Genomic DNA, 23,446 nt, shown 5'->3' on the forward strand with positions numbered 1-23,446 from the left:
CTCCGGGCCGGGGCCGGTCGGTGCCGCATGCCATGCGGGTCGAAGTCGGGGTATCCGATCTGCCACGATTCCCCGGGGGGCCGTTCTCCTTCGGAACGGTGCTCGTTGGAGTGTTGCGACCAGGGGACGGATGGGACCGCGCAGTGCGGGGCTACGAACGCCAGGAGAGCCACCGAGCTGAAGACGACCATCTTTCGCGGTTCGAAGCCGAGATGGACCGGCTGAAGACCGAGCGGGAGAAGGCCGTCCAGCACGCCGAGGACCTCGGTTACCAGGTCGAGGTCTTGCGTGCCAAGCTCCACGAGGCGCGCCGCACCATCGCGTCCCGGCCCGCCTACGACAGCGCGGACATCGGCTACCAGGCCGAGCAGCTCCTGCGCAACGCGCAGATCCAGGCCGACCAGCTGCGCCAGGACGCCGAGCGCGAGCTGCGCGAGGCACGCGCCCAGACCCAGCGCATCCTCCAGGAGCACGCCGAGCACCAGGCCCGCCTCCAGGCCGAGCTGCACAACGAGGCGGTCCAGCGCCGTCAGCGGCTCGACCAGGAGCTCGCGGAGCGCCGCCAGACCGTCGAGGCGCACGTCAACGAGAACGTCGCCTGGGCCGAGCAGCTGCGCGCCCGTACGGAGTCCCAGGCCCGCCGCCTGATGGAGGAGTCCCGCGCCGAGGCCGAGCAGGCGCTCGCCGCCGCGCGCGCCGAGGCCACCCGGCTCGCCGAGGAGACCCGCCAGCGGGTGGGTTCGGAGGCGACGGCGGCCCGTGCCGAGGCCGAAGCGATTCTGCTGCGCGCCCGCAAGGACGCCGAGCGCCTTCTGAACGCCGCGTCGACGCAGGCGCAGGAGGCCACCAGCCACGCCGAGCAGCTGCGCTCGTCCACCACCGCCGAGACCGAGCAGGCCCGCCAGCAGGCCACCGAGCTGTCCCGCGCCGCCGAGCAGCGGATGCAGGAGGCCGAGGAGAGGCTCCGCGAGGCCCGCGCGGAGGCCGAGAAGGCTCTGTCGGAGGCCAAGGAGGCGGCCGCCAGGCAGCTGTCCTCCGCGGAGTCCGCCAACGAGCAGCGCACGCGTACGGCGAAGGCGGAGATCGCCCGGCTGGTCTCCGAGGCGACCAAGGAGGCCGAGACCCTCAAGGGCGAGGCCGAGGAGAAGCTCCGCGAGGCGAGCGCCGCGGCCGAGAAGCTGGTCTCCGAGGCGGCCGAGAAGGCCCGTACGGTCGCCGCCGAGGACTCCGCCGCCGCCCTGGCCAAGGCCGCCCGCACGGCCGAGGAGGTCCTGACCAAGGCGTCCGAGGACGCCCAGGAGACCACCCGCAAGGCCTCGGAGGAGGCCGAGCGCATCCGCCGCGAGGCCGAGGCGGAGGCCGACCGGCTGCGCACCCAGGCCGAGGAGCGGGCCGACGAGTTCCTGGGCGCGGCGAAGGACGACACCAAGGAGTACCGCGCCAAGACGGTCGAGCTGCAGGAGGAGGCGCGCCGGCTGCGCGGCGAGGCCGAGCAGCTGCGCGCCGAGGCGATCGCCGAGGGCGAGAAGATCCGCGGCGAGGCCCGGCGCGAGGCGGTCCAGCAGATCGAGGAGGCGGCCCGTACCGCCGAGGAGCTGCTGACCAAGGCCCGTGCCGACGCCGAGGAGCTGCGCGCGAGCGCGGGCGCCGAGGGCGAGCGGGTCCGCTCCGAGGCCATGGAGCGCGCGCAGACGCTGCGCACCCAGGCCGAGGAGACCCTGGAGCGCACCCGCGCCGAGGCCGAGCGGATGCGGGCCGAGGCCGAGGAGCAGGCCGAGGCGGTGAAGGAGGCCGCCGAGCGCGACGCGGCCTCGCTGCGCGAGGACGCGGAGCGGGCCGCCGCGGCCCGGCAGGCGGAGGCGGCCGAGGAGCTGACCCGGCTGCACACCGAGGCCGAGTCGCGGGTCGAGAGCGCCGAGCAGCAGCTCACGGACGCCCGCGCCGAGAGCGAGCGGCTGCGGCGCGAGGCCGCGGAGGAGACCGAGCGGCTGCGCACGGAGGCCGCCGAGCGGATCCGTACGCTCCAGGCCCAGGCCGAGCAGGAGGCCGAGCGGCTGCGGACGGAGGCCGCGTCCGACGCGTCCACCGCGCGCGCCGATGCCGAGGCCGCGGCCGTACGGCTGCGGACGGAGGCGCAGACGGAGGCCGAGCGACTGAAGTCGGAGGCCCAGGAGACCGCGGACCGGGTACGGGCCGAGGCCGCCGCCGCCGCCGAGCGGGTGGCCGCCGAGGCAGCCGAGGCGCTGGCCGCCGCGCAGGAGGAGGCCAACCGGCGCCGCCGGGAGGCCGAGGAGACGCTGGAGTCGGCCCGTTCCGAGGCCGGCCGGGAGCGCGAGCACGCCCGCGAGCAGTCCGAGGAGCTGCTCGCCTCCGCCCGTAAGCGGGTGGAGGAGGCGCAGACCGAGGCGCAGCGCCTGGTCGAGGAGGCGGACCGGCGGGCCACGGAGATGGTCTCCGCCGCCGAGCAGACCGCGCAGGAGGTCCGGGACTCGGTCGCCGGTCTGCGCGAGCAGGCCGAGGAGGAGATCTCCGGGCTGCGCAGCGCGGCCGAGCACGCGGCCGAGCGCACCAGGACCGAGGCGCAGGAGGAGGCGGACCGGGTCCGCGCCGACGCGTACGAGGAGCGGGAGCGGGCCACCGAGGACGCCAACCGCATCCGGGAGCGCGCCCAGGAGGAGTCCGAGGCGGCGAAGGCGCTGGCCGAGCGGACCGTCGGGGACGCGATCGCCGAGTCGGAGAAGCTGCGCGCGGACACCGCCGAGTACGCCCAGCGGGTACGCACCGAGGCGACGGACGCGCTGGCGTCGGCCGAGCAGGACGCGGCCCGGACCCGTGCGGACGCCCGCGAGGACGCCAACCGCATCCGCTCCGAGGCCGCGGCCCAGGCGGACACGCTCGTCACGGAGGCCGCGAGCGAGGCCGACCGGCTCGCGACCGAGGCCGAGGAGGTCCTCGACGAGGCCCGCAAGGCCGCCGACAAGCGCCGCTCCGACGCCGCCGAACAGGCCGACGCGCTCATCGGCGAGGCGACGAGCGAGGCCGAGCGGATCACCGCCGAGGCGGCCGAGCTGCGTGCCGAGGCCGAGCAGCTCAGGACCGACGGCGAGGCCCATGCCCAGGCGCTGCGCGTCGCCGCCCTCGCCGACAGCGAGCAGGTCCTCGACGAGGCCCGCAAGGCCGCCGACAAGCGCCGCTCCGACGCCGCCGAACAGGCCGACGCGCTCATCGGGGAGGCCACGAGCGAGGCCGAGCGGATCACCGCCGAGGCGGCGGAGCTCCTGGAGTCGACCGAGCAGGACGCGCTGCGGCTGCGGACCGAGGCGGAGCAGGTCAAGGCGGAGGGCGAGGCCGAGGCGGAGGCCCTGCGGGCCGCCGCGCGGGCGGACGGCGAGCAGGTCCTCGACGAGGCCCGCAAGGCCGCCGACAAGCGGCGCGCGGACGCCGCCGAGCAGGCGGACAGCCTCATCGGCGAGGCGACGAGCGAGGCCGAGCGGATCCGTACCGAGTCCGACCGCGTCAAGGCGGACGCCGAGGCGGCGGCGGAGCAGATGCGTGCGGAGGCGCGTGCCGAGGCCGACCGTACGCTCGACGAGGCGCGCGAGGCGGGCGCCAAGCGCCGCGCGGACGCGGCCGAGCAGGCCGACCAGCTGATGGCGAAGGCGCAGGAGGAGGCGCTGAACGCCACCACCGAGGCCGAGTCGCAGGCGGACACGATGGTCGGCGCGGCCCGCAAGGAGGCCGAGCGGATCGTGGCCGAGGCGACGGTCGAGGGCAACTCGCTGGTGGAGAAGGCGCGTACGGACGCGGACGAGCTCCTGGTCGGGGCGCGCAGCGACGCGACGGCCATAAGGGAGCGGGCGGAGGAGCTGCGGGCCCGGATCGAGGGGGAGATCGAGGAGCTGCACGAGCGGGCGCGGCGCGAGACGGCCGAGCAGATGAAGACCGCGGGGGAGCGCGTCGACAAGCTGGTCAAGGCCGCCACGGAGCAGCAGGCCCAGGCCGAGGAGAAGTCCAAGGAAATGCTCTCGGAAGCGAGTTCGGAAGCGAGCAAGGTCCGGATCGCCGCCGTGCGGAAGGCCGAGGCGCTCCTCAAGGAGGCCGAGCAGAAGAAGGCCTCGCTCATCGCCGAGGCGGAGAAGATCAAGGCGGAGGCCGAGCGCGATGCCGAGAAGATGATCACCGAGGGCAAGCGCGATCTGGATGTGCTCGTGCGCCGTCGCGAGGACATCAATGCCGAGATCTCCCGTGTCCAGGACGTCCTCGAAGCGTTGGAGTCTTTCGAGACGCCCACCGGCGGAACGAAGGATGGGGTCAAGGCAGGCGCGTCAGCGGGGGTTACACGTTCGAGTGGCAAGTCTTCCGAGGGCTAGCCACTCAAAAGGCTGGACATTCTCCAGATCAAACGGGCATCCGCTCGATGACACGCCGCTTCGGCCCCTAGGATTCCCCCTAACACCTCACCGGTCTCATTCGACAGGAACCCCATGAGCGACACTTCCTCCCCCTTCGGCTTCGAGCTCGTGCGGCGTGGTTACGACCGCGGTCAGGTGGACGACCGCATTACCAAACTCGTCGCCGACCGTGACAGTGCTCTGACCCGGATCACCTCGCTGGAAAAGCGCATCGAGGAACTCCACCTCGAGACGCAGAACGCCCAGGCCCAGGTCAGCGACGCGGAGCCGTCGTACGCCGGCCTCGGCGCGCGCGTCGAGAAGATCCTCCGCCTCGCCGAGGAGGAGGCCAAGGACCTGCGCGAGGAGGCCCGTCGCGCGGCCGAGCAGCACCGCGAGCTGGCCGAGTCGGCCGCCCAGCAGGTGCGCAACGACGCCGAGTCGTTCGCCGCGGACCGCAAGGCGAAGGCCGAGGACGAGGGCGTCCGGATCGTCGAGAAGGCGCAGGGTGAGGCCAACTCGCTGCGTGCCGAGGCGCAGAAGGACGCGCAGTCCAAGCGCGAGGAGGCGGACGCCCTCTTCGAGGAGACCCGCGCCAAGGCCGCCCAGGCCGCCGCGGACTTCGAGACCAACCTGGCCAAGCGCCGCGAGCAGTCGGAGCGCGACCTGGCCTCGCGTCAGGCCAAGGCCGAGAAGCGCCTCGCCGAGATCGAGCACCGCGCCGAGCAGCTCCGCCTGGAGGCCGAGAAGCTGCGTACGGACGCCGAGCGCCGCGCCCGTCAGACGGTGGAGACCGCGCAGCGCCAGGCCGAGGACATCGTGGCCGACGCGAACGCCAAGGCCGACCGCATCCGTTCGGAATCGGAGCGCGAGCTGGCGGCGCTGACGAACCGCCGCGACTCGATCAACGCCCAGCTGACCAACGTCCGCGAGATGCTGGCCACGCTGACCGGTGCCGCGGTGGCGGCGGCGGGCTCCCCGATCGACGACGAGCCGGCCACCCGCGGTGTCCCGGCGCAGCAGTCCCGGTAACAAGTTCGTAGCTCCACGCAGACCCTCCGTCATTCCGGTGGCGGGGGGTTTTGCGCGCCCTTAGGTTGGTACGCATGATCGAGCTCGAGGGCCTCACGAAGAGGTACGGGACGAAGACGGCGGTCGACCATCTCTCCTTCCAGGTCCGGCCCGGTGTCGTCACCGGCTTCCTCGGGCCGAACGGCGCGGGCAAGTCGACGACGATGCGCATGATGCTCGATCTGGACAATCCGACCAGCGGTACGGTCCGGATCGACGGCAAGCACTACCGGGACCTGCAGGAGCCGCTCAAGTACATCGGGGCGCTGCTCGACGCCAAGGCGATGCACGGCGGCCGGTCCGCGTACAACAACCTCCTCTGCCTCGCGCAGTCCAACCGCATTCCGGCGAGCCGGGTCGGCGAGGTCCTCGACCTGGTGGGTCTGACCCCGGTCGCGAGGAAGAAGTCGAAGGGCTTCTCCCTCGGTATGGGCCAGCGCCTGGGAATCGCCTCGGCGCTGCTCGGTGATCCCGAGATCCTGATGTTCGACGAGCCCGTCAATGGTCTGGACCCCGAGGGAATTCACTGGATCCGCAATCTGATGAAGGCGCTCGCGGCCGAGGGCCGGACGATCTTCGTTTCCAGTCATCTGATGAGTGAAATGGCACTGACGGCTGATCATCTCATCGTGATCGGGCAGGGAAAACTGCTGGCCGACACGTCGATGGCGGATTTCATCCACCAGAATTCGCGGAGTTACGTACGGCTCCGCTCGCCGCAGCAGGAGCAGCTGCGCGACCTCCTCCACGCCAACGGCTTCACCCCCGTCGAGGCGGGCAACGGCACGCTGGAGGTGGACGGCGCCACGACCGAGAAGCTCGGTGAACTGGCCGCCGAGAACCGGCTCGTGCTGCACGAACTGAGCGCCCAGCGCGCCTCCTTGGAGGAGGCGTTCATGCAGATGACGGCCGGCGCGGTGGAGTACCACGCGCACGGCACGGACGTACACGGCGCGCAAGCGCCCCCCGCCGCCGGCCCCCGCTGGGGCGAGACCACCAAGGGAGCCTGAACGATGGCAGCGGTATCCGCGGTCCTGCAGTCGGAGTGGACCAAGATCCGGACGGTCTCCTCGACGATCTGGACCCTGGCGAGCGCGCTCCTGGTGACGGTGGCGATGAGCGCGGCGCTGTGCGCCCTGCTGAGTTCGACGTTCGAGGACCTCTCCCCGGCGGAGCAGGCGACCTTCGACCCGACGTTCATCAGCTTCTCCGGGATGGTGCTCGGCCAGCTGGCGATGGTGGTCTTCGGTGTCCTGGTGATCGGCACGGAGTACAGCTCGGGCATGATCCGCACCTCGCTCGCGGCGGTCCCGCAGCGGGCGACCTTCCTCTTCTCCAAGATCGCGGTGGCCGGGGCGCTGGCCCTGCTGGTGGGCCTGGCGACCAGCTTCCTCTCCTTCTTCCTGGGCCAGGCGCTCCTCGGCGACCACCGCACGACGCTCGGCGCGGACAACGTCCTGCGGGCGGTCGTGGGCGGCGGCCTCTACATGGGCCTGATCGCGCTCTTCTCGATGGGCGTGGCGACGATGCTGCGCTCGTCGATGCTCTCGCTCGGCATCCTGGTGCCGTTCTTCTTCCTGGTCTCCCAGATCCTCTCGGCGGTCCCCAAGGCCAAGGACGTGGCCCGCTACTTCCCCGACCAGGCCGGATCCAAGATCATGCAGGTCGTCCCGGACGCGATGAACTCGGAGAAGGCACCGTACGGTCCATGGGCCGGTCTCGGCATCATGCTGATCTGGGTGGCGGCGGCGCTGCTGGGCGGCTACCTGGTCATGAAGAAGCGGGACGCCTGACGCGACGGGTCCGCACGCGAAGGACCATGTGATGGATCGCAGCCTGGAGGCGCTCGGTCTGGACGACGTCCCGGCCGAACTCCCCCTGACCTATCCCGGGCGCCCGGCCACGCGGCCCTCCCTCCTCCTCGGTGACGAGCTCCTGCCGCTGGACGTGCGGGCCACGCGCCTGGGCGAGTGGACGGTCGACGGGCGCGGCCGGCTCGACGAGGTCCTCACGGCGCGGGGGCAGGAGACCACCGGGCGCCGCCATCCGGTGATCGCCGTGGGCTCGAACGCGGCGCCCGGTCAGGTACGGCACAAACTGCGCCGGCTGAACCTGCCCGTCGCCGTGCCCATGGTCCCGGTGCGGGTGCGCGGTATCGGCGTCGGCTGCTCGGGCCACATCAGTCCCGCGGGGTACGTGGCGGGCACGCCGTACGTCGATCCGGACGGCTCCGCGACGCTGGTGATCGCGTGGTTCGACGCGCGTCAGCTCACGGCGGTCGACGACACCGAGCCCAACTACCTGCGTGCGATCCTCCCCGGGGACACCTTCGAGATGATCATGCCCTCGGGAGAGCGGCTCGGCGGCGCCTCCCTCTACTTCAGCGCCCATGGCGTTCTCGCGGTCGACGGGAAGCGGCCCCTGCCGGGCGGCGGGGATCAGGCGGAGCTGCTGTCCGGGCTGCTGAGCCGCTCCTCCCGGCTCCGCGAGCTGCTGGGTCCCGACCCCGTCAGCTGGGTCGGGAGCGCGGGCGCGGACCAGGCCGTCCGGGCTCGCGGCACCGGGATCTTCCGGGAGGAGGGGTGGGTGCTGCCCCGGACCGACTTCCTTCCCTACCTCGACGACTCGGCCGAGCCGCGCCTGTACGACGACCTGCCCCCGCTCGCGGATTCCCTGCCGCCGCAGGCCGGGAACGTCTGAGCCGGCCGCCCGGCGGGTCCCGGCGCCTCGCGATTCTCGTGTTTCGCCGGAACCGTCAACGGCTCGATAAGCTCCTAGCTCATACGGGGGGCACGGCCTCGGCCAGGGCCCCGACGACGATGTGACCTGTCGATGGGGCTGGAGTAATGATCGAGGCAGTCGGCCTGACGAAGCGCTATGGCGCCAAGACGGCCGTGTACAACCTTTCCTTCCAGGTGCGGCCGGGGACCGTCACCGGCTTCCTCGGACCCAACGGCTCCGGCAAGTCCACGACGATGCGCATGATCCTCGGGCTCGACCGGCCGACCTCCGGGCATGTCACGATCGGCGGCCATCCCTTCCGGCAGCTGCCGAACGCGCCCCGGCAGGTCGGTGCGCTGCTCGACGCCAAGGCCGTGCACGGCGGACGCAGCGCCCGCAGCCATCTGCTGTCGCTCGCGCAGCTCGCCGGCATCCCGGCGCAGCGGGTCGACGAGGTGCTCGGGGTCGTGGGCCTCCAGGACGTCGCCAAGCGGCGCTCCAAGGGCTTCTCGCTCGGCATGGGGCAGCGGCTCGGTATCGCGGCCGCGCTGCTCGGCGACCCGCAGGTGCTGCTCTTCGACGAGCCCGTCAACGGTCTCGACCCCGAGGGCATCCTCTGGGTCCGCAACCTGATGAAGAAGCTCGCCTCCGAGGGCCGGACCGTCTTCGTCTCCAGCCACCTCATGAGCGAGATGGCCCTGACCGCCGACCATCTGATCGTCATCGGCCGAGGCCAGCTCATGGCCGACATGAGTGTCAAGGACTTCATCTCGGCGAACTCGGCGGACTTCGCCCGGGTGCGGACCCCGCAGACCGAGCCGCAGCAGCGGGAGAAGCTGACGGCCGCGCTCACCGAGGCCGGCGGCCAGGTGATGTCCGAGCCGGACGGGGCGCTCCGGGTGACCGGTCTCCCCCTGCCCCGGATCAGCGATCTGGCGCACGACGCGGATGTACGGCTCTGGGAGCTGTCCCCGCACCAGGCCTCGCTGGAGGAGGCGTACATGCGGATGACGCAGGGCGCCGTGGACTACCGCTCCACCGAGGACCAGCTCGCCCACCTCCAGCAGCCGCAGCCGCACCCGCACGCGCACCAGGCGGGGTACGCCCCGCCGGCGCAGCCGGAGATCCCGGAGGTGCCCCAGCAGGGCTGGTACGCCCCTCCGCCGCCCGGACAGAACCCGTACGCCGCGCCGCAGCAGAGCGAGCCTGCGCAGAACGCCACGAACGTTGAGGACGCCCGATGACCACCCCGTACTCGTACGTCTCGCCCATCCCGGTGCGCCGGGCGCACCTCGGTGACGCGCTGGCCTCGGAGTGGACCAAGATCCGTTCCGTGCGCTCCACGATGTGGACGCTGGGTGTGATGGTGCTGCTGATGCTGGGCATCGGCCTCGGCGTCGCGGCCATCGTGGCCGGCTCGGAGGTCTCCACCGAGGGCGAGTCGGCGCTCGGCCTCGGCTTCTTCGGTGTGCTGCTCGGGTCGATCTGCGTGATCACGCTGGGCGTGCTGACCGTCGCCTCGGAGTACGGCACCGGCATGATCCGTACGACGCTGACGGCCTGCCCGAGCCGCGGCCGGGTCCTGACGGCGAAGGCGATCGTCTTCTTCCTGCTCGTCTTCACCGTCACCACGCTCACCGCGACGGTGGTCGCCCTGGCGCAGGTGGCGATGGTGGACGCCGCGGAGCCCACGGGCGCGGAGTGGCTGCGGGCGACGGTCGGCGTCGGCCTGTTCATCGCGCTGCTCGGGCTGCTTTCGCTGGCCGTCGGCGCGATGATCCGGCACTCGGCGGGCGCGATCACCGTCATGATCGGCGTCCTGCTGCTGCCGCTGGTGGCCGCCATGTTCATGTTCTCGGAATCGCTGGCCAAGGTGCAGGAGTGGCTCCTCGACTACGCGATCCCGAGCCAGCTCATCGCGCTGTACGCGGGCAAGTCGGCGATGACGCAGTCCGGTCCCTCGGGCTGGGACCCGGTGTGGATCCTGCTGATCATCGCGGCCGCGGCGATGGGCGGCGCGTACGCCCTGCTGAACAGCCGGGACGTCTGACGCCAGGGCCGTCGGACGGTCCGACAGCCGGACAGCCGGACCGGGGCCGAGGCCGAGGCCGAGGCCGAGGACGAGGCTCAGTACCTCGGCGCGTTACGGGACCGCTGCACCCTCGAGGTGCGGCGGTCCTTCGCGTTCCAGCAGGCCTTGTGCCAGTGCCGCCGGTCGTCCACTCCCCCGTACTCCGGCCAGGCCACCACGTGCGGGGCGCCCCCGGGGATCTCCTGGTCGCAGCCCGGGCAGCGATAGCGCTTGCCGGGCGCGCTCGCGCCCGCCACGTGCCGGACGAGCCACTCCTCGCCCTGCCAGGTCTCGCTGCGCTGCGAACCGCCGTACCGGTCGGCCGACTCACCCTGGGGATCGGGATTCTCGCCGCCCTTGGGACGGTTGCGACGCGGGGACACTCTCACACCTCACGGAGCCGGGAACACGGACAGTTCGGTCAAGCCTACGGGCCGCGACACAGTGGCCCGGCCCACCCTTCGGGCGGAGTTAGCGGAAAATCGCAAGAACTTCAGGCGGGGCCGTTGCCTTTGGCACGTGTCAGACGTTGTTGCCAGTGCGAGGGGGAGAACCGCGTCGGCCGCAAGGAGGCAGAAGGCGATGCGCGTGGGTACGTTTGTTCTGGCCGCCCAGTTCCCGGGCCAGGGCCAGGGCGAGGCGCTGCACCGGGCGGTGCGGACGGCCGAGGTCACCGAGGAGTCGGGGCTCGACTCCGTCTGGCTGGCCGAGCACCACTTCGTTCCGTACGGCGTCTGTCCGTCGGCCGTGACCCTGGCCGCGCTGCTGCTCGGCCGCACGCGCCGGATCCGGGTCGGTACGGCGGTCAGCGTGCTGCCGGCCGTCCATCCGGTCGCGCTGGGCGAGCAGGCCGCGCTGCTGCACCTCACCTCCGGCGGCCGGTTCACGCTCGGCGTGGGCCGCGGCGGGCCGTGGATCGACCTCGAGGTGTTCGGCGCGGGCCTGAAGGCGTACGAGCAGGGCTTCCCCGAATCCCTCGACCTGCTCCTGCGCTGGCTGACCGAGCCGCGCGTCGCCGCCGAGGGAGAACGATTCGCCTTCCGCGAGGTGGCCGTCGTACCGCGCCCCGATGAGCTCATCGGCGGCGACGCGGCGCCCGAGGTGCTCGTCGCCTGCACCTCCTCCAAGAGCGTCCGGCTGGCCGCCGAGCGCGGGCTGCCGATGCTGCTCGGGATGCACTGCGGCGACGAGGAGAAGGCCGAGATGGTGGCCGCCTGGGAGCGCTGCGCGCGCGAGGCCGGGCGCACCCCCGACGAGATCGCGCGGATCGGCGCGGGCCATGTCTCGGCGGGCGTCGCCCAGCTCGCGGACCGCGGGGCGGACGCGGCCGAGGCCCTGGTGAAGGCGATGCCCGGCTGGCTGAAGCAGGGCCTCGACGCCCATGTGACCGTGGACGGCCGACACCGCGCGATGCGGGACCCCGTGGCGTACACGGAGCTGCTGTGCGGGCTGCACCCCGTGGGCACGCCCCGGCTCGCGGCCGACCGGCTCGCGGCGACCTCGGAGCGTACGGGCATCACGCGTTTCGCGCTGCTCGCCGAGGGCACGGGCGATCTCGCGGCCACCGAGGAGAACGTACGGCGGCTCGGCGCCGAGGTGCTGCCGCTCCTGACCTGACGGCGCGGGGAGCGCGGCGGCGGCGCGCCTGGCCGTCGCAGGACGACTGTGGGACCGGCCCCCTGTCGGCGTCGCGCTCGGCGTCTGGGTGCGGTCCGGGGGCGGGGTAAGGGGCGTGCTGCCGCCCCGGCATCTCTTCGCATCGTTCGCGTCTCCCGCGATGCGGAGCGGCAGCACCGTGCCTCAGCAGTCGCGCAGTTCCGGCGACTGGTTGAGCAGCTGACCTCGTACGGAGGTGAAGCGGGCGAGCCGCTCGTCCACCGCGGGGTCCAGCGGGAAGACCGCCACACGGTGGCAGTTCTGGAAGGCCAGACGCACCCCGAAGTGTCGCTGCAGCGCACCACGGATCGCATCACTCGCGAGTGCACGCAACAGCTGTCCACGTGCCTGCTCGTTCGGCGGCGGCGTCTGGTTGTCGGCGAACTCGCCGCCGTCGACCTTCAGCTGAGCCACCAGAGAACTGATCATCTCCCATGCGTAGGGCAGGGAGGTCCGGACGCAGTCGACGAAGTCGGCTTCGTCGACCTCGCCTCGCTCGGCCTGTTCCAACAGCGCCGGTGAGACGTCGAGCGACATGGGTTCTCCTCTCGCGACCCCGACGGACGGGGTCTTACGGGCAGGGATGAAGGACCCCCCGTACGACACGCAGCGTGCACGGACGGCGACCTCCAGCTTCCACGGTAAGCGCGCACTGGGGAGCGCACCAGGAGATTGGGAACACAACCGGCCAATAACCGACGGAGGTTGGGCGGGCGTTAAGAGCCGAATCGCGCGGAAGAGCGTGTGTCTTGTAGCGTTGCCGACCATGCGTCTCGTCATCGCCCGCTGCTCCGTGGACTACGCCGGCCGGCTCACCGCCCACCTGCCCTCCGCTCCCCGTCTGATCCTGGTCAAGGCAGACGGCAGCGTCTCCATCCACGCGGACGACCGGGCGTACAAACCGCTCAACTGGATGTCGCCGCCCTGCACCCTCAAGGAAGGTGCCGACGGGGAGGCCGGCATCTGGACCGTGGTGAACAAAGCGGGCGAGAAACTGATCATCACGATGGAGGAGATCCTCCACGACTCCTCGCACGAGCTCGGCGTGGACCCGGGTCTCATCAAGGACGGCGTGGAAGCGCACCTCCAGGAGCTGCTCGCCGACCGCATCGAGACCCTCGGCGAGGGCCACACGCTGATCCGCCGCGAGTACCCGACGGCGATCGGCCCGGTGGACATCCTGTGCCGGGACGCCGACGGGGCGACGATCGCGGTCGAGATCAAGCGGCGCGGCGAGATCGACGGCGTGGAGCAGCTGACCCGCTATCTGGAGCTGCTGAACCGCGATCCGCACCTCGCGCCGGTGAAGGGCGTCTTCGCGGCGCAGGAGATCAAGCCGCAGGCGCGGGTGCTCGCGACGGACCGCGGCATCGACTGCGTGGTGCTCGACTACGACGCGCTGCGCGGCATCGAGGACGACAAGCTGCGGCTGTTCTGACCTGTTGTACGAGTACGGCCCCGGGTGCGGTGAACGCGCCCGGGGCCGTCGTGTGTGTCAGGCCGGTGTGCCGGTGTTGTCGGGATTGTCCTGGCTCTGCGTGGTCTCCGGCGGCGTCGTGGTGGACGGGGTCGTCGACGGCGTGGTGGGCGGGGTCGTCGGGCTCGTCGTGGACGGGGTCGGGCTCTTGGTCGGCGTCGGCTTCGTCGTCGGGCTGATCGTCGGACGCGGAGCCGTCGTCGTCGGGGCCGGGGGCACCGTCGTGGGCGCGGTCGTGCTCGGCGTGCCGGAGGGCGAGGACGAGGACGACGGGGTGCCCGAGGCGCTGGGCGTTCCCGAGGTCGGCGAGCCGGACGGCGTGGGCGACGCGCTCTCGGACGGGCGGCTCGTCGAGTCCTCGGTCGGCTCGTCCGCGTCCAGGCCGTCGTCGACGCCGTCCTCACTGGCCGTCCGGTCGGAGGTGACCCGGTTGGAGCCCGGGTCCTCGGCGTTGCCCGAGGTGGCCCCGATCGTCACGACCGTGCCGAGCACGGCGGCCAGGAGCGCTCCCGTGCCGACCGCGACCAGGTTGCGGCGGGCGCCGGCGATGACGCCGAAGCGGCCGCCCCGCTTCGTACCGTCGCCGCCCGGCTGGGCGTCGGGGCGCGTGATGAGGGTCGGGCCCTCGTCGGCGAAGTCCGGGAACGCGGGGATCGGCGCGGTCCTGGCGGAGGCCGGGACGACGGCCCTCGGGATGCCGCGGGGCGGGGAGACGGGCTCCTCGACACGGGTCGTGGGCTGCTCGTCGCCCGCAGGGGCGTGGTCCTCGGACGGCGCGCCTCCGGCGCGGTCGGCGACCAGGGCGAGCGCCCGGCGGCCGGCGACGGTGCCGCGCTTGTCGGCGAGCACGCCGCGCATGCCGATGGACGCCTCCAGTTCGGCGCGGGCCCGCTGCAGGTTTCCGGCGCAGAGCGCGAGGATGCCCAACTCGTGGTGGAAGTAGGCCTCTTCGGCGACCTCGCCGGCCAGCCGCGCGGCCTCCTGGCCGGCGCGCAGGGCGCGCTCCCAGGCGCCCCAGTGCAGTCCGGCGGCGAAGGCGGGCGCGGCGCTGCGGGCGAGCAGGACGGCGGTGGCGGGGTGCTCGGGGTCGCTTCCGGGGACGAGCGCGGCCAGGGCGGCGAGCAGGGCGTCCGCCTCGGCGGCCGCGCGCGTGGGGGTGACGGAGGGGTGTCCGGCCCACCAGGCGTAGTGCTGGGCGACGGTGTGGGCGCGGGCGGCCGCGCCCTCGTCGTACGCCTGGGCGAGGAGCTGGGTGAGGACTCCGGCGGCGAGGCGGTAGCGGGCGCCGACCGGGCTGAGCAGTCCGCAGGCCATGAGCTCGCCGACGGCGGCGTCCGCGTGCGTGTCGCCGACGAGGGCGGGGAGGTGGGCCTGGTGCGGCACCTCGCCGCCGAGGGCGACGGTGAAGCGGAGGGTGTCCTGGGCGGAGTGGCTGAGCCGTGAGGCGAGCAGCGCGGCGGGGGCCGCGCCCTCGCCGAGGCTGGGCAGCGGAATCTCGCGCAGCTCGACGTCGGCGGAGGCCTCGGGGGCGGTGGGGGTGGTGGGCGCCGCGGGGGCCGTGGCGGCCGGTCCGAACGCGTCGTCGAGGGCGCCGAAGGCGTCGAACTCGGTGGGCGCGTCCTCCTGCTCCTGCTCCTTCGTGCCGAAGGCGTCGAACTCCTCCGGGATGACGCGGAGCCGGTCGCGCTGGCGGAGCAGGGCGCCGGCCTGGACGAAGCGCAGCGGAAGGCCCTCGGACTCGAACCAGAGGTCGCCCGCCCAGTTGGCCTCGTCGTCGGTGAGCGGCCGGTCGACGGCGCTCTCCAGGAGTGCGAGGGCGGCGGCGCGGCCGAGGCCGGCGAGGGAGACCTCTTCGAGGTGGGCGTCGGGCGAGGGGGCCGGGACGTCGGGGGTGGCGGCGAGCAGGAAGGCGCACTCGGGGGCCGCGGCGAGCAGCTCGTCGAGCGTCGTGCCGCCGAACTCCAGGTCGTCGACGACGACGATCGCGCCGATGTCGTGGACGAGGCCGAGCAGGGCGGGGCGGTCGGGGCGGAGGTCCGGGGCGTGCTGGACGGTGGTGAAGAGGTCGTACAGCAGCTCGGTGGGGGTCCGGTGGTAGCCGGAGAGGCGGACGACTCCGTCGGGCGCGAGGCCGGCGCAGTCGGCGGCGACGGCGTCGAGCAGGGCGGTACGGCCGGAGCCGGCGGGGCCGGTGACCCGTACGGAACGGCCGCGCGCGAGGAGCTGGACGAGCCGCTCGTGCTCCTCCTGCCGTTCGAGCAGCGGCAGGGGCGGGGCGGCGGGGCCAGGCGGTACGGGCGGGGCGGCCGCGCGGGCCGCCTCGGCCCGTTCCTCGGCGGTACGGCGGCGGGGCGGGGCGGGCTGCTCCCCGGGCGGGCAGGCCTCGATCTCGCTGCCGTCGACGGGGTTGACGGTGAGCAGCAGGTCGCCCGAGACGACGCGGGCGATCCGGGCGCGGGCGGCCGTGCTGGGTCCGCGCTCGGGCGCGGGGGCGCCGCGTCCCTCGCGGGCGTCGTCGCCCTCGGTGTCGTGGCCGTACTCTTCCGGCCCCCGGTTCATCGGGTCCATGGTCAAAGCCCCCCAAAAGCGGTGCGTGCCGAAGCCCCTCCGGCCGATCTGCACGCTCGCTGTCGCTTCTGGTCCGGTGCCCGCCGGGTGGGCCCGTCAATGGGCAGGCGACCGAACCCTAGACCTTCGTTCAGTATCCCGGAACAGGCGGGGTGCCACCCCGCCCAAGACGTCACGGTCTCATGAGGATTGGACCGGGACGCCGGGTTCACACAGCAGCTTCACAGGCGCCGGTGCCCCGTCGTCAGACGCGGGGCAGCGACTCCGCGGCGAGGCCGCCCTCGATCGCGAGGATCCGGTGCAGCCGGGTCGCCACGAGCAGGCGCTGCATCTGGGGCGGCACCCCGCGCAGCACGAGCCTGCGGCCGCAGCGGCCCGCACGGCGGTGTGCGCCCATGATGACCCCGAGCCCGGTGGCGTCCCAGGAGTCGAGACCGGTCAGGTCGAGTACGAGGTCGCCGACGCCGTCGTCGACGGCCGAGTGCAGGACCGTACGGGCGTCCGCCGCGCTGCGGACGTCGAGGCGGCCCCCGACGACCAGCTCGACATGGTCGCCCCTGATGTGCATATGCGCTCCCCGGGAGTGCTCCGTCTTTGCAACAACTGACTGCCGTCGGCGCAGAAGCGTTGCGCCTTGTAAGCGAACTGATACGCAATTCACCCGGTGGGGTGAAGGCGGAGCGGCCGCCGGACCTCGGGGCCGCTCCTGTACCGGCGCGGAACCGGCTCAGTGCTTGTAGAACCCCTGCCCGCTCTTGCGGCCGATGTCACCCGCGTCCACCATCCGGCGCATCAGCTCCGGCGGCGCGAACTTCTCGTCCTGGGACTCGGTGTAGATGTTGCTGGTGGCGTTCACGAGGATGTCGATGCCGGTGAGGTCGGCGGTGGCGAGCGGCCCCATGGCGTGGCCGAAGCCCAGCTTGCAGGCGATGTCGATGTCCTCGGCGGTGGCGACGCCCGACTCGTAGAGCTTGGCGGCCTCGACGACCAGCGCGGAGATGAGGCGGGTGGTGACGAAGCCGGCGACGTCGCGGTTGACGACGATGCAGGTCTTGCCGACGGACTCGGCGAACTCACGCGCGGCGGCGAGGGTGGCGTCGGACGTCTTGTAGCCGCGGACGAGCTCGCAGAGCTGCATCATCGGCACGGGCGAGAAGAAGTGGGTGCCGACGACGGCCTCCGGGCGCTCCGTCACCGCGGCGATCTTGGTGATCGGGATGGCGGAGGTGTTGGAGGCGAGGACGGCCCCGTCCTTGGCGATCTTGTCGAGGGAGCGGAAGATCTCGTGCTTGACCTCGAGCTTCTCGAAGACGGCCTCGACGACGATGTCGGCGTCGGCGACCGCGTCGAGCTCGGTGGTGGCCGTGATCCGCCCGAGGGCGGCCTCGGCCTCGGCGGCGTCGAGCTTCCCCTTCGCGACGAACCGGTCGTACGACGCCTTGATGCCGTCGGTACCGCGGGTCAGGGCGGCGTCGGTGACGTCACGCAGAACGACGTCCCATCCGGCCTGGGCCGAGACCTGCGCGATTCCGGACCCCATGAGTCCGGCTCCGATGACGGCGAGCTTCCTGGCCACGGTCTTCCACCCCTTAACGCCTGTTCACTTCTGACTCTCCGGCGGAGATTAGCGGGAGTGAGGCCTCGTGTGACCGCTAAGTAATGCGCGTCACGCCCGGTTTGACGGACGTCACACTCGCGACAGGTCCGCGGTGCTCCGTGACGGTCGGCACAGGGGCGGCCCGGAGGGGCCTGGCGTCACTACGCTGGGGTCATGGTCAATCTGACGCGCATCTACACCCGTACCGGCGACCAGGGCACGACCGCTCTGGGCGACATGAGCCGGACCGCCAAGACCGATCTGCGGATCTCGGCGTACGCCGACGCCAACGAGGCCAATGCCGTCATCGGTACGGCCATCGCCCTCGGGCAGCTCGACGAGGACGTCGTGAAGGTTCTCGTCCGCGTCCAGAACGACCTGTTCGACGTGGGCGCGGACCTCTCCACCCCGGTGGTCGAGGATCCGAAGTACCCACCGCTGCGGGTCGAGCAGTCGTACGTCGACAAGCTGGAGGCGGACTGCGACCACTTCCTGGAGCAGCTCGACAAGCTGCGCTCCTTCATCCTGCCGGGCGGCACACCCGGCGCCGCGCTGCTGCACCAGGCGTGCACGGTGGTCCGGCGGGCGGAGCGCTCCACGTGGGCGGCGATCGAGGTCCACGGCGAGACGATGAACGCCCTCACCGCGACCTACCTCAACCGCCTCTCAGACCTGCTCTTCATCCTTGCGCGCACGGCCAACAAGGAGGTCGGGGACGTGCTCTGGGTCCCGGGCGGGGAGCGCTGAGGGGGGCTCGTCCGACGGGGCCTTCCTCGGCCAGATCGCGTAGCTGAGCGCGATCAGGCCGTGGATGCCGGCCGCCCGCCACGCCCCGTACATCCAGCTCCGCAGCGAGCCGGTGTTCCCCTCGTCGCCGATGTACCAGATCGAGATCAGCAGCAGAGCGGTCGCGACGGCCGCGCCGACGAGCGAGCCGAGCCAGAGCCTGCCCTCGTAGCGGGCGCGGGCCATGCCGTACCGCGGGGGCCCCGGCGGGCGGGGGGCGCCGGCGAGGCGGTGGGCGGCGTGGCCGTCGAGCCACTTCACGGTGCGGTGGCCGTGGCCGACGGTGTAGCCGATGTAGAGCGCGGCGAGGCCGTGCTTCCAGTCCGGCTCGGCGCCGTTCCTGAGGTCGACGGCGGTGACGACGAGCAGCAGGACTTCCAGGAGCGGTTCGCACAGGAGCAGCGCCATGCCTGTGCGCGGCATCCTGAGCAGATAGCGGGCGGTGAGGCCGGCGGCCAGCAGGACCCAGAAGCCGACTTCGCAGATCACGATGAGGGTGACGATCACGGCGGTAACTCCCTTTCGTACGTCCTCCTCAGCGTCCCGTGCCGCCGGACCCGGATCGTCGTCGCCAGTGACGAAGTACGCCTACATCCTTCGACGGAGGGCGGGATCGGCCCGGACGGCGACGTCGGCGGACGCGGCAGCGTGTTGGATGGAGGCGTGACACTCCCCCGCCCCCACCGCGTCGATCTGCTCGTCGCCGGCTCCGGGCTCTCCTGCGGCCTGCTCCTGTGGTCGTTCGGGCTGTACCTGAAGACCGACCACGTCTTCGGCGAGCCGTGGGTGGTGCTGATCCCGCTGGTCGTGATGGCGGTGATGGAGGCGCTGCGCCGGACGACCCCGCGCACCGCCCTGCTCGTCGGGACCGTCGCGATCGTCGCGGACCAGTTCACCCACGGCAATCTCGCCACCGTGCTGATGTTCACGGACCTGGTCTACGCGGCCGTGGTCTACGGCCCGCCCGCCTCCGCCCGCCGCATCCCGTACACGACCGCGCTGATCACCGTCGCCGTGACGATCGGCTTCCTCGTCTGGTGGCAGAACGCGATCGCCCTGCTGGTCGGCGTGATCACCGGGATGCTCTGTTTCCTGCCCGCGGTGACCGGCGCGATCGTGCGCAATCACCGGCAGGCCGCCGACGCGGCCCGGCTGCGTGCCGAACAGACCGCGCTGCTCGCCGAGATGGACCGCACCCAGGCGGTGGTGGCCGAGCGCGCCCGGATGGCGCGGGAGCTGCACGACATGGTGGCCAACCATCTCTCCGCCATCGCGATCCACTCCACGGCCGCGCTCTCGCTCGACGATCCGGGGACGACCCGGCAGGCGCTGACGGTGATCCGGGAGAACAGCGTGGAGGGCCTGGCGGAGATGCGCCGGCTGATCGGGCTGCTGCGGGACAGCAGCGGCGATGCCGAACCGGCGGCCGCGCCCACCCTGGCCGGCGTCGACGCGCTGATCGCGCAGGCCCGGACGAACGGGACGACGAGCGGACTCGCCTTCGTCCTCGACGACGCCCGGTCCGACGGCGGGCGGCGGCTGCCCGCGCCGGTCGAGCTCGCCGCGTACCGGATCGTGCAGGAGTCGCTGACCAACGCGCTCAAGCACGCGGCGCCGGGCGAGGTGCGGGTGGTCCTCGACGACGGGGCGGACCGGGCCGACCGGGCCGACCGGGCGCTCACCGTCTGCGTGACCAGCCCGTTCGGCGGGCAGCCGGGCCCGCGCGCGCCCGGCTCGGGGGCGGGTCTGGTCGGGATGCGGGAGCGGGTCGCGCTGCTGGGCGGGGAGTTCGAGGCGGGTCCGGTGGCCTCGGACGGCGGGCGCAAGGAGTGGCGGGTGCGGGCTGTCCTGCCCGTCGGTACGAACGACAAGGAGCCGCAGGCATGGTACGGGTGATCGTGGCCGAGGATCAGAGCGCGGTACGGGCGGGGCTGGTCCTGATCCTGGGCAGCGCGCCGGACATCGAGGTGGTCGGGGAGGCCGCGGACGGCGAGCGCGCGGTGGAACTGGCCCGCGAACTGCGCCCGGACCTGGTCCTGATGGATGTGCAGATGCCGCGGATGGACGGGGTGACGGCGACCGGGATCGTCGTCTCCCAGGGGCTGGCCGACGTCCTCGTCCTCACCACCTTCGATCTGGACGAGTACGTGTTCGGGGCGCTGCGCGCCGGGGCGGCGGGCTTCCTCCTGAAGAACACCGACGCGAAGGACCTGATCGAGGCGGTACGGACGGTGGCGCGCGGCGAGGGCCTGATCGCCCCGGCGGTGACGCGCCGGCTGATCGCCGAGTTCGCGGCGCCGAGGACCGCCCGGAGGAACCCGTCCGCACTGGACGCGCTGACGCCCCGGGAGCGTGAGGTGCTCTCCGCGCTGGGCAAGGGGCTGTCGAACGCCGAGATCGCGGTACGTCTGGAGATGGCGGAGGCGACGGTGAAGACGCACGTCAGCAAGGTGCTGGGAAAGCTTGAGCTGCGCAGCCGGGTTCAAGCCGCGGTGCTCGCACAGGAGTTGGGTGTCTGAGGCGGGAGCGGAATCCGGCACACCGACGTTGGTCTGGACCTCTTGACGATTGGTCCAGACCTTCCTACGCTCGCGGGGCGCGCGCATGTTCACGGACCACCCCCACCTTGTCCGTCCGCAACTTGAGGAGCACCGTTGAGCACTCAAGCACCGACGCGCAGAACAGGGTTCAGACACCGGGCCGCCGCCGGTCTGACCGCCCTGATCCTGCCCCTGGCCGCCATGGTCGGCCTCGCCGCACCCGCCGAGGCCGCCACGGCGGCCACCGCCACGTACACCAAGGTCTCCGACTGGGGAACCGGCTTCGAGGGCAAGTGGACGGTGAAGAACACCGGCACCACCACCCTCTCCTCCTGGACCGTCGAGTGGGACTTCCCGTCCGGCACGGCCGTCACCTCCGCCTGGGACGCCACCGTCACCAGCTCCGGCACCCACTGGACCGCCAAGAACGTCGGCTGGAACGGCACCCTCGCCCCCGGCGCCACCATCTCCTTCGGCTTCAACGGCACGGGCTCCGGCTCCCCGTCCGGCTGCAAGGTCAACGGCGGCTCCTGCGACGGCTCCACCCAGCCCGGCGACAACCCGCCCTCCGCCCCCGGCACCCCGGTCGCCTCCAGCATCACCGACACCTCGGTCAAGCTGACCTGGACGGCCGCCACCGACGACAAGGGCATCAAGAACTACGACGTCAAGCGGGACGGGACCACCGTCGCCACGGTCACCGGACTCACATACACCAACACCGGGCTGACCGCGGGCACCGACTACAGCTACACGATCGTCGCCCGCGACACCGTCGACCAGACGGGCCCGGCGAGCGGCACGGTCTCCGTCCGCACGACGGGCGGCGGCGGAACCACGCCCCCCGGCTCCACGGTGAGGATGGGCTACTTCACCAACTGGGGTGTGTACGGCCGTAATTACCACGTCAAGAACATCGTGACCTCCGGCTCCGCCTCCAAGATCACGCACATCAACTACGCCTTCGGCAACGTCACCGGCGGCAAGTGCACGATCGGCGACGCGTACGCCGACTACGACAAGGCCTACACCGCCGACCAGTCCGTCGACGGCGTCGCCGACACCTGGGACCAGCCGCTGCGCGGCAACTTCAACCAGCTGCGCAAGCTGAAGAAGGCGTACCCGCACATCAAGGTCCTCTGGTCCTTCGGCGGCTGGACCTGGTCCGGCGGCTTCGGCCAGGCCGTCCAGAACCCGACCGCCTTCGCGCAGTCCTGCTACGACCTGGTGGAGGACCCGCGCTGGGCCGACGTCTTCGACGGCATCGACCTCGACTGGGAGTACCCGAACGCCTGCGGTCTGTCCTGCGACACCAGCGGCCCGTCCGCCTTCAAGAACATGATGCAGGCCATGCGCGCCAAGTTCGGTACGAACGCCCTGGTCACCGCGGCCGTCACGGCCGACGCCTCCGCCGGCGGCAAGATCGACGCCGCCGACTACGCGGGCGCCGCACCGTACATGAACTGGTTCAACGTGATGACGTACGACTTCTTCGGCGCCTGGGCGGCGCAGGGCCCGACGGCCCCGCACTCCCCGCTCACCTCCTACGCCGGCATCCCGCAGGCGGGCTTCAACTCCGCCGAGGCGATCGCCAAGTTCAAGGCGAAGGGCGTCCCCGCCAACAAGCTGCTGCTCGGCATCGGCTTCTACGGCCGCGGCTGGACCGGCGTCACCCAGTCCGCCCCGGGCGGCACGGCGACGGGCCCGGCGGCCGGCACGTACGAGCAGGGAATCGAGGACTACAAGGTCCTGAAGAACACCTGCCCGGCCAACGGCACGGTCGGGGGCACGGCGTACGCGCACTGCGGCAGCAACTGGTGGAGCTACGACACCCCGGCCACGGTCACGTCCAAGATGAGCTGGGCGAAGAACCAGGGTCTGGGCGGCGCGTTCTTCTGGGAGTTCAGCGGTGACACGACGGGCGGCGAGCTCGTCGGAGCGATCAACAGCGGGCTGAGCTAGCCGCTACGACGAAGCGGGGGACGGCGCAGCACGCCGTCCCCCGCTTCACGTCTGCCTCAGGCCACGTTCACCCTCTGGCCAGGAGGCGCCGCCTCCAGCCAGGCGAGGAAGCCGGTGAGCGCGTCCTCGCTCATCGCCAGCTCCAGCCGGGTCCCCCGGTGCATACAGCCCTGGATCACGGCGTCGGAGAGCAGCGCGAGCTCCTCCTCGCCCTCGGGCATGCGGCGCTCCAGGACCTCGATGGCCGAGCGTTCCAGGATGCGGCGCGGGCGGGGCGCGTACGAGAAGACACGGAACCAGGCGACCTGATCACCGCTGTAGCGGGCGACGCCGTACACCCAGCCCTTGCCGGAGAGGTCCGGCTCCTCGGGGACGTTCCAGCGCAGGGAGCAGTCGAAGGTGCCGCCGGCACGCTGGATCAGGCGACGGCGCAAGCCGAAGACGAAGAGCCCGATCACCACCAGTGCGACGACCAGACCGCTCACGAGCAGAGCGAGGAACATCTTCACCGACCTCCTCGCTGCGTCCCGTGACCGGCTTCGCCGGCGTAACCGAATACAACCTGCATCTGCATCGCCTCAGCCGCGACACGGTCTGGAGAATTCC

General features: G+C 72.1%; 20 protein-coding genes. 13 read left to right on the top strand and 7 right to left on the bottom strand.

The window, feature by feature from the left end; translation table 11 throughout:
* The first annotated feature begins 143 nt into the window (after positions 1-143).
* The 7 genes from scy to FDM97_RS28110 all read left to right on the top strand — a co-directional run bounded on the left by scy (position 144) and on the right by FDM97_RS28110 (position 10,233).
* Positions 144-4,370, top strand: a complete 4,227-nt coding sequence (gene scy, locus FDM97_RS28080; RefSeq protein WP_137993299.1) for a polarized growth protein Scy — start codon at positions 144-146, stop codon at positions 4,368-4,370.
* Between the two features lie 114 nt (positions 4,371-4,484).
* Positions 4,485-5,423, top strand: coding sequence for a coiled-coil domain-containing protein (locus FDM97_RS28085; protein ID WP_137993300.1), 939 nt, complete (start codon positions 4,485-4,487; stop codon positions 5,421-5,423).
* Positions 5,424-5,497: 74 nt separating this feature from the next.
* Positions 5,498-6,472: an ABC transporter ATP-binding protein gene (locus FDM97_RS28090; RefSeq protein WP_137993301.1), complete on the top strand. Its 975-nt coding sequence runs from the start codon at positions 5,498-5,500 to the stop codon at positions 6,470-6,472.
* A gap of 3 nt (positions 6,473-6,475) precedes the next feature.
* A complete protein-coding gene (locus tag FDM97_RS28095) occupies positions 6,476-7,255 on the top strand; it encodes an ABC transporter permease (protein WP_137993302.1) in 780 nt (259 codons plus the stop codon).
* Positions 7,256-7,286: 31 nt separating this feature from the next.
* Positions 7,287-8,162, top strand: coding sequence for a hypothetical protein (locus FDM97_RS28100; RefSeq protein WP_254705783.1), 876 nt, complete (start codon positions 7,287-7,289; stop codon positions 8,160-8,162).
* A 146-nt stretch (positions 8,163-8,308) separates the two neighbouring features.
* Positions 8,309-9,427, top strand: coding sequence for an ATP-binding cassette domain-containing protein (locus tag FDM97_RS28105; RefSeq protein WP_137993303.1), 1,119 nt, complete (start codon positions 8,309-8,311; stop codon positions 9,425-9,427).
* Complete coding sequence (locus FDM97_RS28110; protein WP_137993304.1) at positions 9,424-10,233, top strand: ABC transporter permease subunit; 810 nt, start codon at positions 9,424-9,426, stop codon at positions 10,231-10,233. The genes FDM97_RS28105 and FDM97_RS28110 overlap by 4 nt, the downstream gene beginning before the upstream one ends.
* Positions 10,234-10,310: 77 nt before the next feature.
* Here the strand turns inward: FDM97_RS28110 and FDM97_RS28115 are convergent, their stop codons facing one another.
* The gene (locus FDM97_RS28115; RefSeq protein WP_137993305.1) at positions 10,311-10,637 is read right to left on the bottom strand and encodes an ATP/GTP-binding protein; all 327 of its coding nucleotides are present in this window, start codon (positions 10,635-10,637) and stop codon (positions 10,311-10,313) included.
* 199 nt (positions 10,638-10,836) lie between these two features.
* Here FDM97_RS28115 and FDM97_RS28120 point away from each other — a divergent pair, with 199 nt between their 5' ends.
* Entirely contained in the window at positions 10,837-11,871 is a 1,035-nt protein-coding gene (locus FDM97_RS28120) for an LLM class flavin-dependent oxidoreductase (RefSeq protein ID WP_137993306.1), read from the top strand.
* 183 nt (positions 11,872-12,054) lie between these two features.
* On the opposite strand, the gene FDM97_RS28125 is transcribed toward FDM97_RS28120, so the two are convergent.
* Positions 12,055-12,447 (bottom strand): SCO5389 family protein, encoded by a 393-nt coding sequence (locus FDM97_RS28125; RefSeq protein WP_017236120.1) that lies wholly within the window; start codon positions 12,445-12,447, stop codon positions 12,055-12,057.
* Positions 12,448-12,676: 229 nt separating this feature from the next.
* On the opposite strand from FDM97_RS28125, the gene nucS reads away from it, so the two are divergent.
* Positions 12,677-13,348, top strand: a complete 672-nt coding sequence (gene nucS, locus FDM97_RS28130; RefSeq protein ID WP_175439263.1) for an endonuclease NucS — start codon at positions 12,677-12,679, stop codon at positions 13,346-13,348.
* A 57-nt stretch (positions 13,349-13,405) separates the two neighbouring features.
* Here nucS and FDM97_RS28135 read toward each other — a convergent pair whose 3' ends face one another.
* From FDM97_RS28135 to FDM97_RS28145, 3 genes are all read right to left on the bottom strand, one after another.
* Positions 13,406-15,955: a P-loop NTPase family protein gene (locus tag FDM97_RS28135; RefSeq protein WP_137993308.1), complete on the bottom strand. Its 2,550-nt coding sequence runs from the start codon at positions 15,953-15,955 to the stop codon at positions 13,406-13,408.
* A gap of 244 nt (positions 15,956-16,199) precedes the next feature.
* Positions 16,200-16,523, bottom strand: coding sequence for an STAS domain-containing protein (locus FDM97_RS28140; protein WP_024761898.1), 324 nt, complete (start codon positions 16,521-16,523; stop codon positions 16,200-16,202).
* 159 nt (positions 16,524-16,682) lie between these two features.
* Positions 16,683-17,531, bottom strand: coding sequence for a 3-hydroxyacyl-CoA dehydrogenase family protein (locus tag FDM97_RS28145; RefSeq protein ID WP_137993309.1), 849 nt, complete (start codon positions 17,529-17,531; stop codon positions 16,683-16,685).
* Positions 17,532-17,726: 195 nt separating this feature from the next.
* Between FDM97_RS28145 and FDM97_RS28150 the strand changes: the two genes are divergently transcribed.
* Positions 17,727-18,299, top strand: coding sequence for a cob(I)yrinic acid a,c-diamide adenosyltransferase (locus FDM97_RS28150; RefSeq protein ID WP_137993310.1), 573 nt, complete (start codon positions 17,727-17,729; stop codon positions 18,297-18,299).
* On the opposite strand, the gene FDM97_RS28155 is transcribed toward FDM97_RS28150, so the two are convergent.
* On the bottom strand, positions 18,219-18,845 hold the full coding sequence (locus FDM97_RS28155) for a hypothetical protein (protein ID WP_137993311.1): 627 nt from the start codon (positions 18,843-18,845) through the stop codon (positions 18,219-18,221). The two genes, FDM97_RS28150 and FDM97_RS28155, sit on opposite strands and share 81 nt — an antisense overlap.
* A gap of 156 nt (positions 18,846-19,001) precedes the next feature.
* Here FDM97_RS28155 and FDM97_RS28160 point away from each other — a divergent pair, with 156 nt between their 5' ends.
* From FDM97_RS28160 to FDM97_RS28170, 3 genes are all read left to right on the top strand, one after another.
* Entirely contained in the window at positions 19,002-20,234 is a 1,233-nt protein-coding gene (locus tag FDM97_RS28160; RefSeq protein ID WP_137993312.1) for a sensor histidine kinase, read from the top strand.
* Positions 20,222-20,857 (top strand): response regulator, encoded by a 636-nt coding sequence (locus FDM97_RS28165; RefSeq protein ID WP_137993313.1) that lies wholly within the window; start codon positions 20,222-20,224, stop codon positions 20,855-20,857. The genes FDM97_RS28160 and FDM97_RS28165 overlap by 13 nt, the downstream gene beginning before the upstream one ends.
* A 135-nt stretch (positions 20,858-20,992) precedes the next feature.
* Positions 20,993-22,840, top strand: a complete 1,848-nt coding sequence (locus FDM97_RS28170) for a glycosyl hydrolase family 18 protein (RefSeq protein ID WP_432816252.1) — start codon at positions 20,993-20,995, stop codon at positions 22,838-22,840.
* A gap of 56 nt (positions 22,841-22,896) precedes the next feature.
* Here FDM97_RS28170 and FDM97_RS28175 read toward each other — a convergent pair whose 3' ends face one another.
* Positions 22,897-23,343 (bottom strand): DUF2550 domain-containing protein, encoded by a 447-nt coding sequence (locus tag FDM97_RS28175; protein WP_175439264.1) that lies wholly within the window; start codon positions 23,341-23,343, stop codon positions 22,897-22,899.
* Positions 23,344-23,446 lie beyond the last annotated feature (103 nt).

Source organism: Streptomyces vilmorinianum, from assembly GCF_005517195.1.
Classification (GTDB): domain Bacteria; phylum Actinomycetota; class Actinomycetes; order Streptomycetales; family Streptomycetaceae; genus Streptomyces; species Streptomyces vilmorinianum.

Coding starts and splice junctions, on each gene's coding strand:
- FDM97_RS28085 (WP_137993300.1), top strand. CDS start 4,485: ATGAGCGACACTTCCTCCCCCTTCGGCTTCGAGCTCGTGCGGCGTGGT.
- FDM97_RS28125 (WP_017236120.1), bottom strand. CDS start 12,447: ATGTCGCTCGACGTCTCACCGGCGCTGTTGGAACAGGCCGAGCGAGGC.
- FDM97_RS28175 (WP_175439264.1), bottom strand. CDS start 23,343: ATGTTCCTCGCTCTGCTCGTGAGCGGTCTGGTCGTCGCACTGGTGGTG.
- FDM97_RS28105 (WP_137993303.1), top strand. CDS start 8,309: ATGATCGAGGCAGTCGGCCTGACGAAGCGCTATGGCGCCAAGACGGCC.
- FDM97_RS28120 (WP_137993306.1), top strand. CDS start 10,837: ATGCGCGTGGGTACGTTTGTTCTGGCCGCCCAGTTCCCGGGCCAGGGC.
- FDM97_RS28110 (WP_137993304.1), top strand. CDS start 9,424: ATGACCACCCCGTACTCGTACGTCTCGCCCATCCCGGTGCGCCGGGCG.
- FDM97_RS28135 (WP_137993308.1), bottom strand. CDS start 15,955: ATGGACCCGATGAACCGGGGGCCGGAAGAGTACGGCCACGACACCGAG.
- FDM97_RS28140 (WP_024761898.1), bottom strand. CDS start 16,523: ATGCACATCAGGGGCGACCATGTCGAGCTGGTCGTCGGGGGCCGCCTC.
- FDM97_RS28165 (WP_137993313.1), top strand. CDS start 20,222: ATGGTACGGGTGATCGTGGCCGAGGATCAGAGCGCGGTACGGGCGGGG.
- FDM97_RS28100 (WP_254705783.1), top strand. CDS start 7,287: ATGGATCGCAGCCTGGAGGCGCTCGGTCTGGACGACGTCCCGGCCGAA.
- FDM97_RS28150 (WP_137993310.1), top strand. CDS start 17,727: ATGGTCAATCTGACGCGCATCTACACCCGTACCGGCGACCAGGGCACG.
- FDM97_RS28095 (WP_137993302.1), top strand. CDS start 6,476: ATGGCAGCGGTATCCGCGGTCCTGCAGTCGGAGTGGACCAAGATCCGG.
- FDM97_RS28090 (WP_137993301.1), top strand. CDS start 5,498: ATGATCGAGCTCGAGGGCCTCACGAAGAGGTACGGGACGAAGACGGCG.
- nucS (WP_175439263.1), top strand. CDS start 12,677: ATGCGTCTCGTCATCGCCCGCTGCTCCGTGGACTACGCCGGCCGGCTC.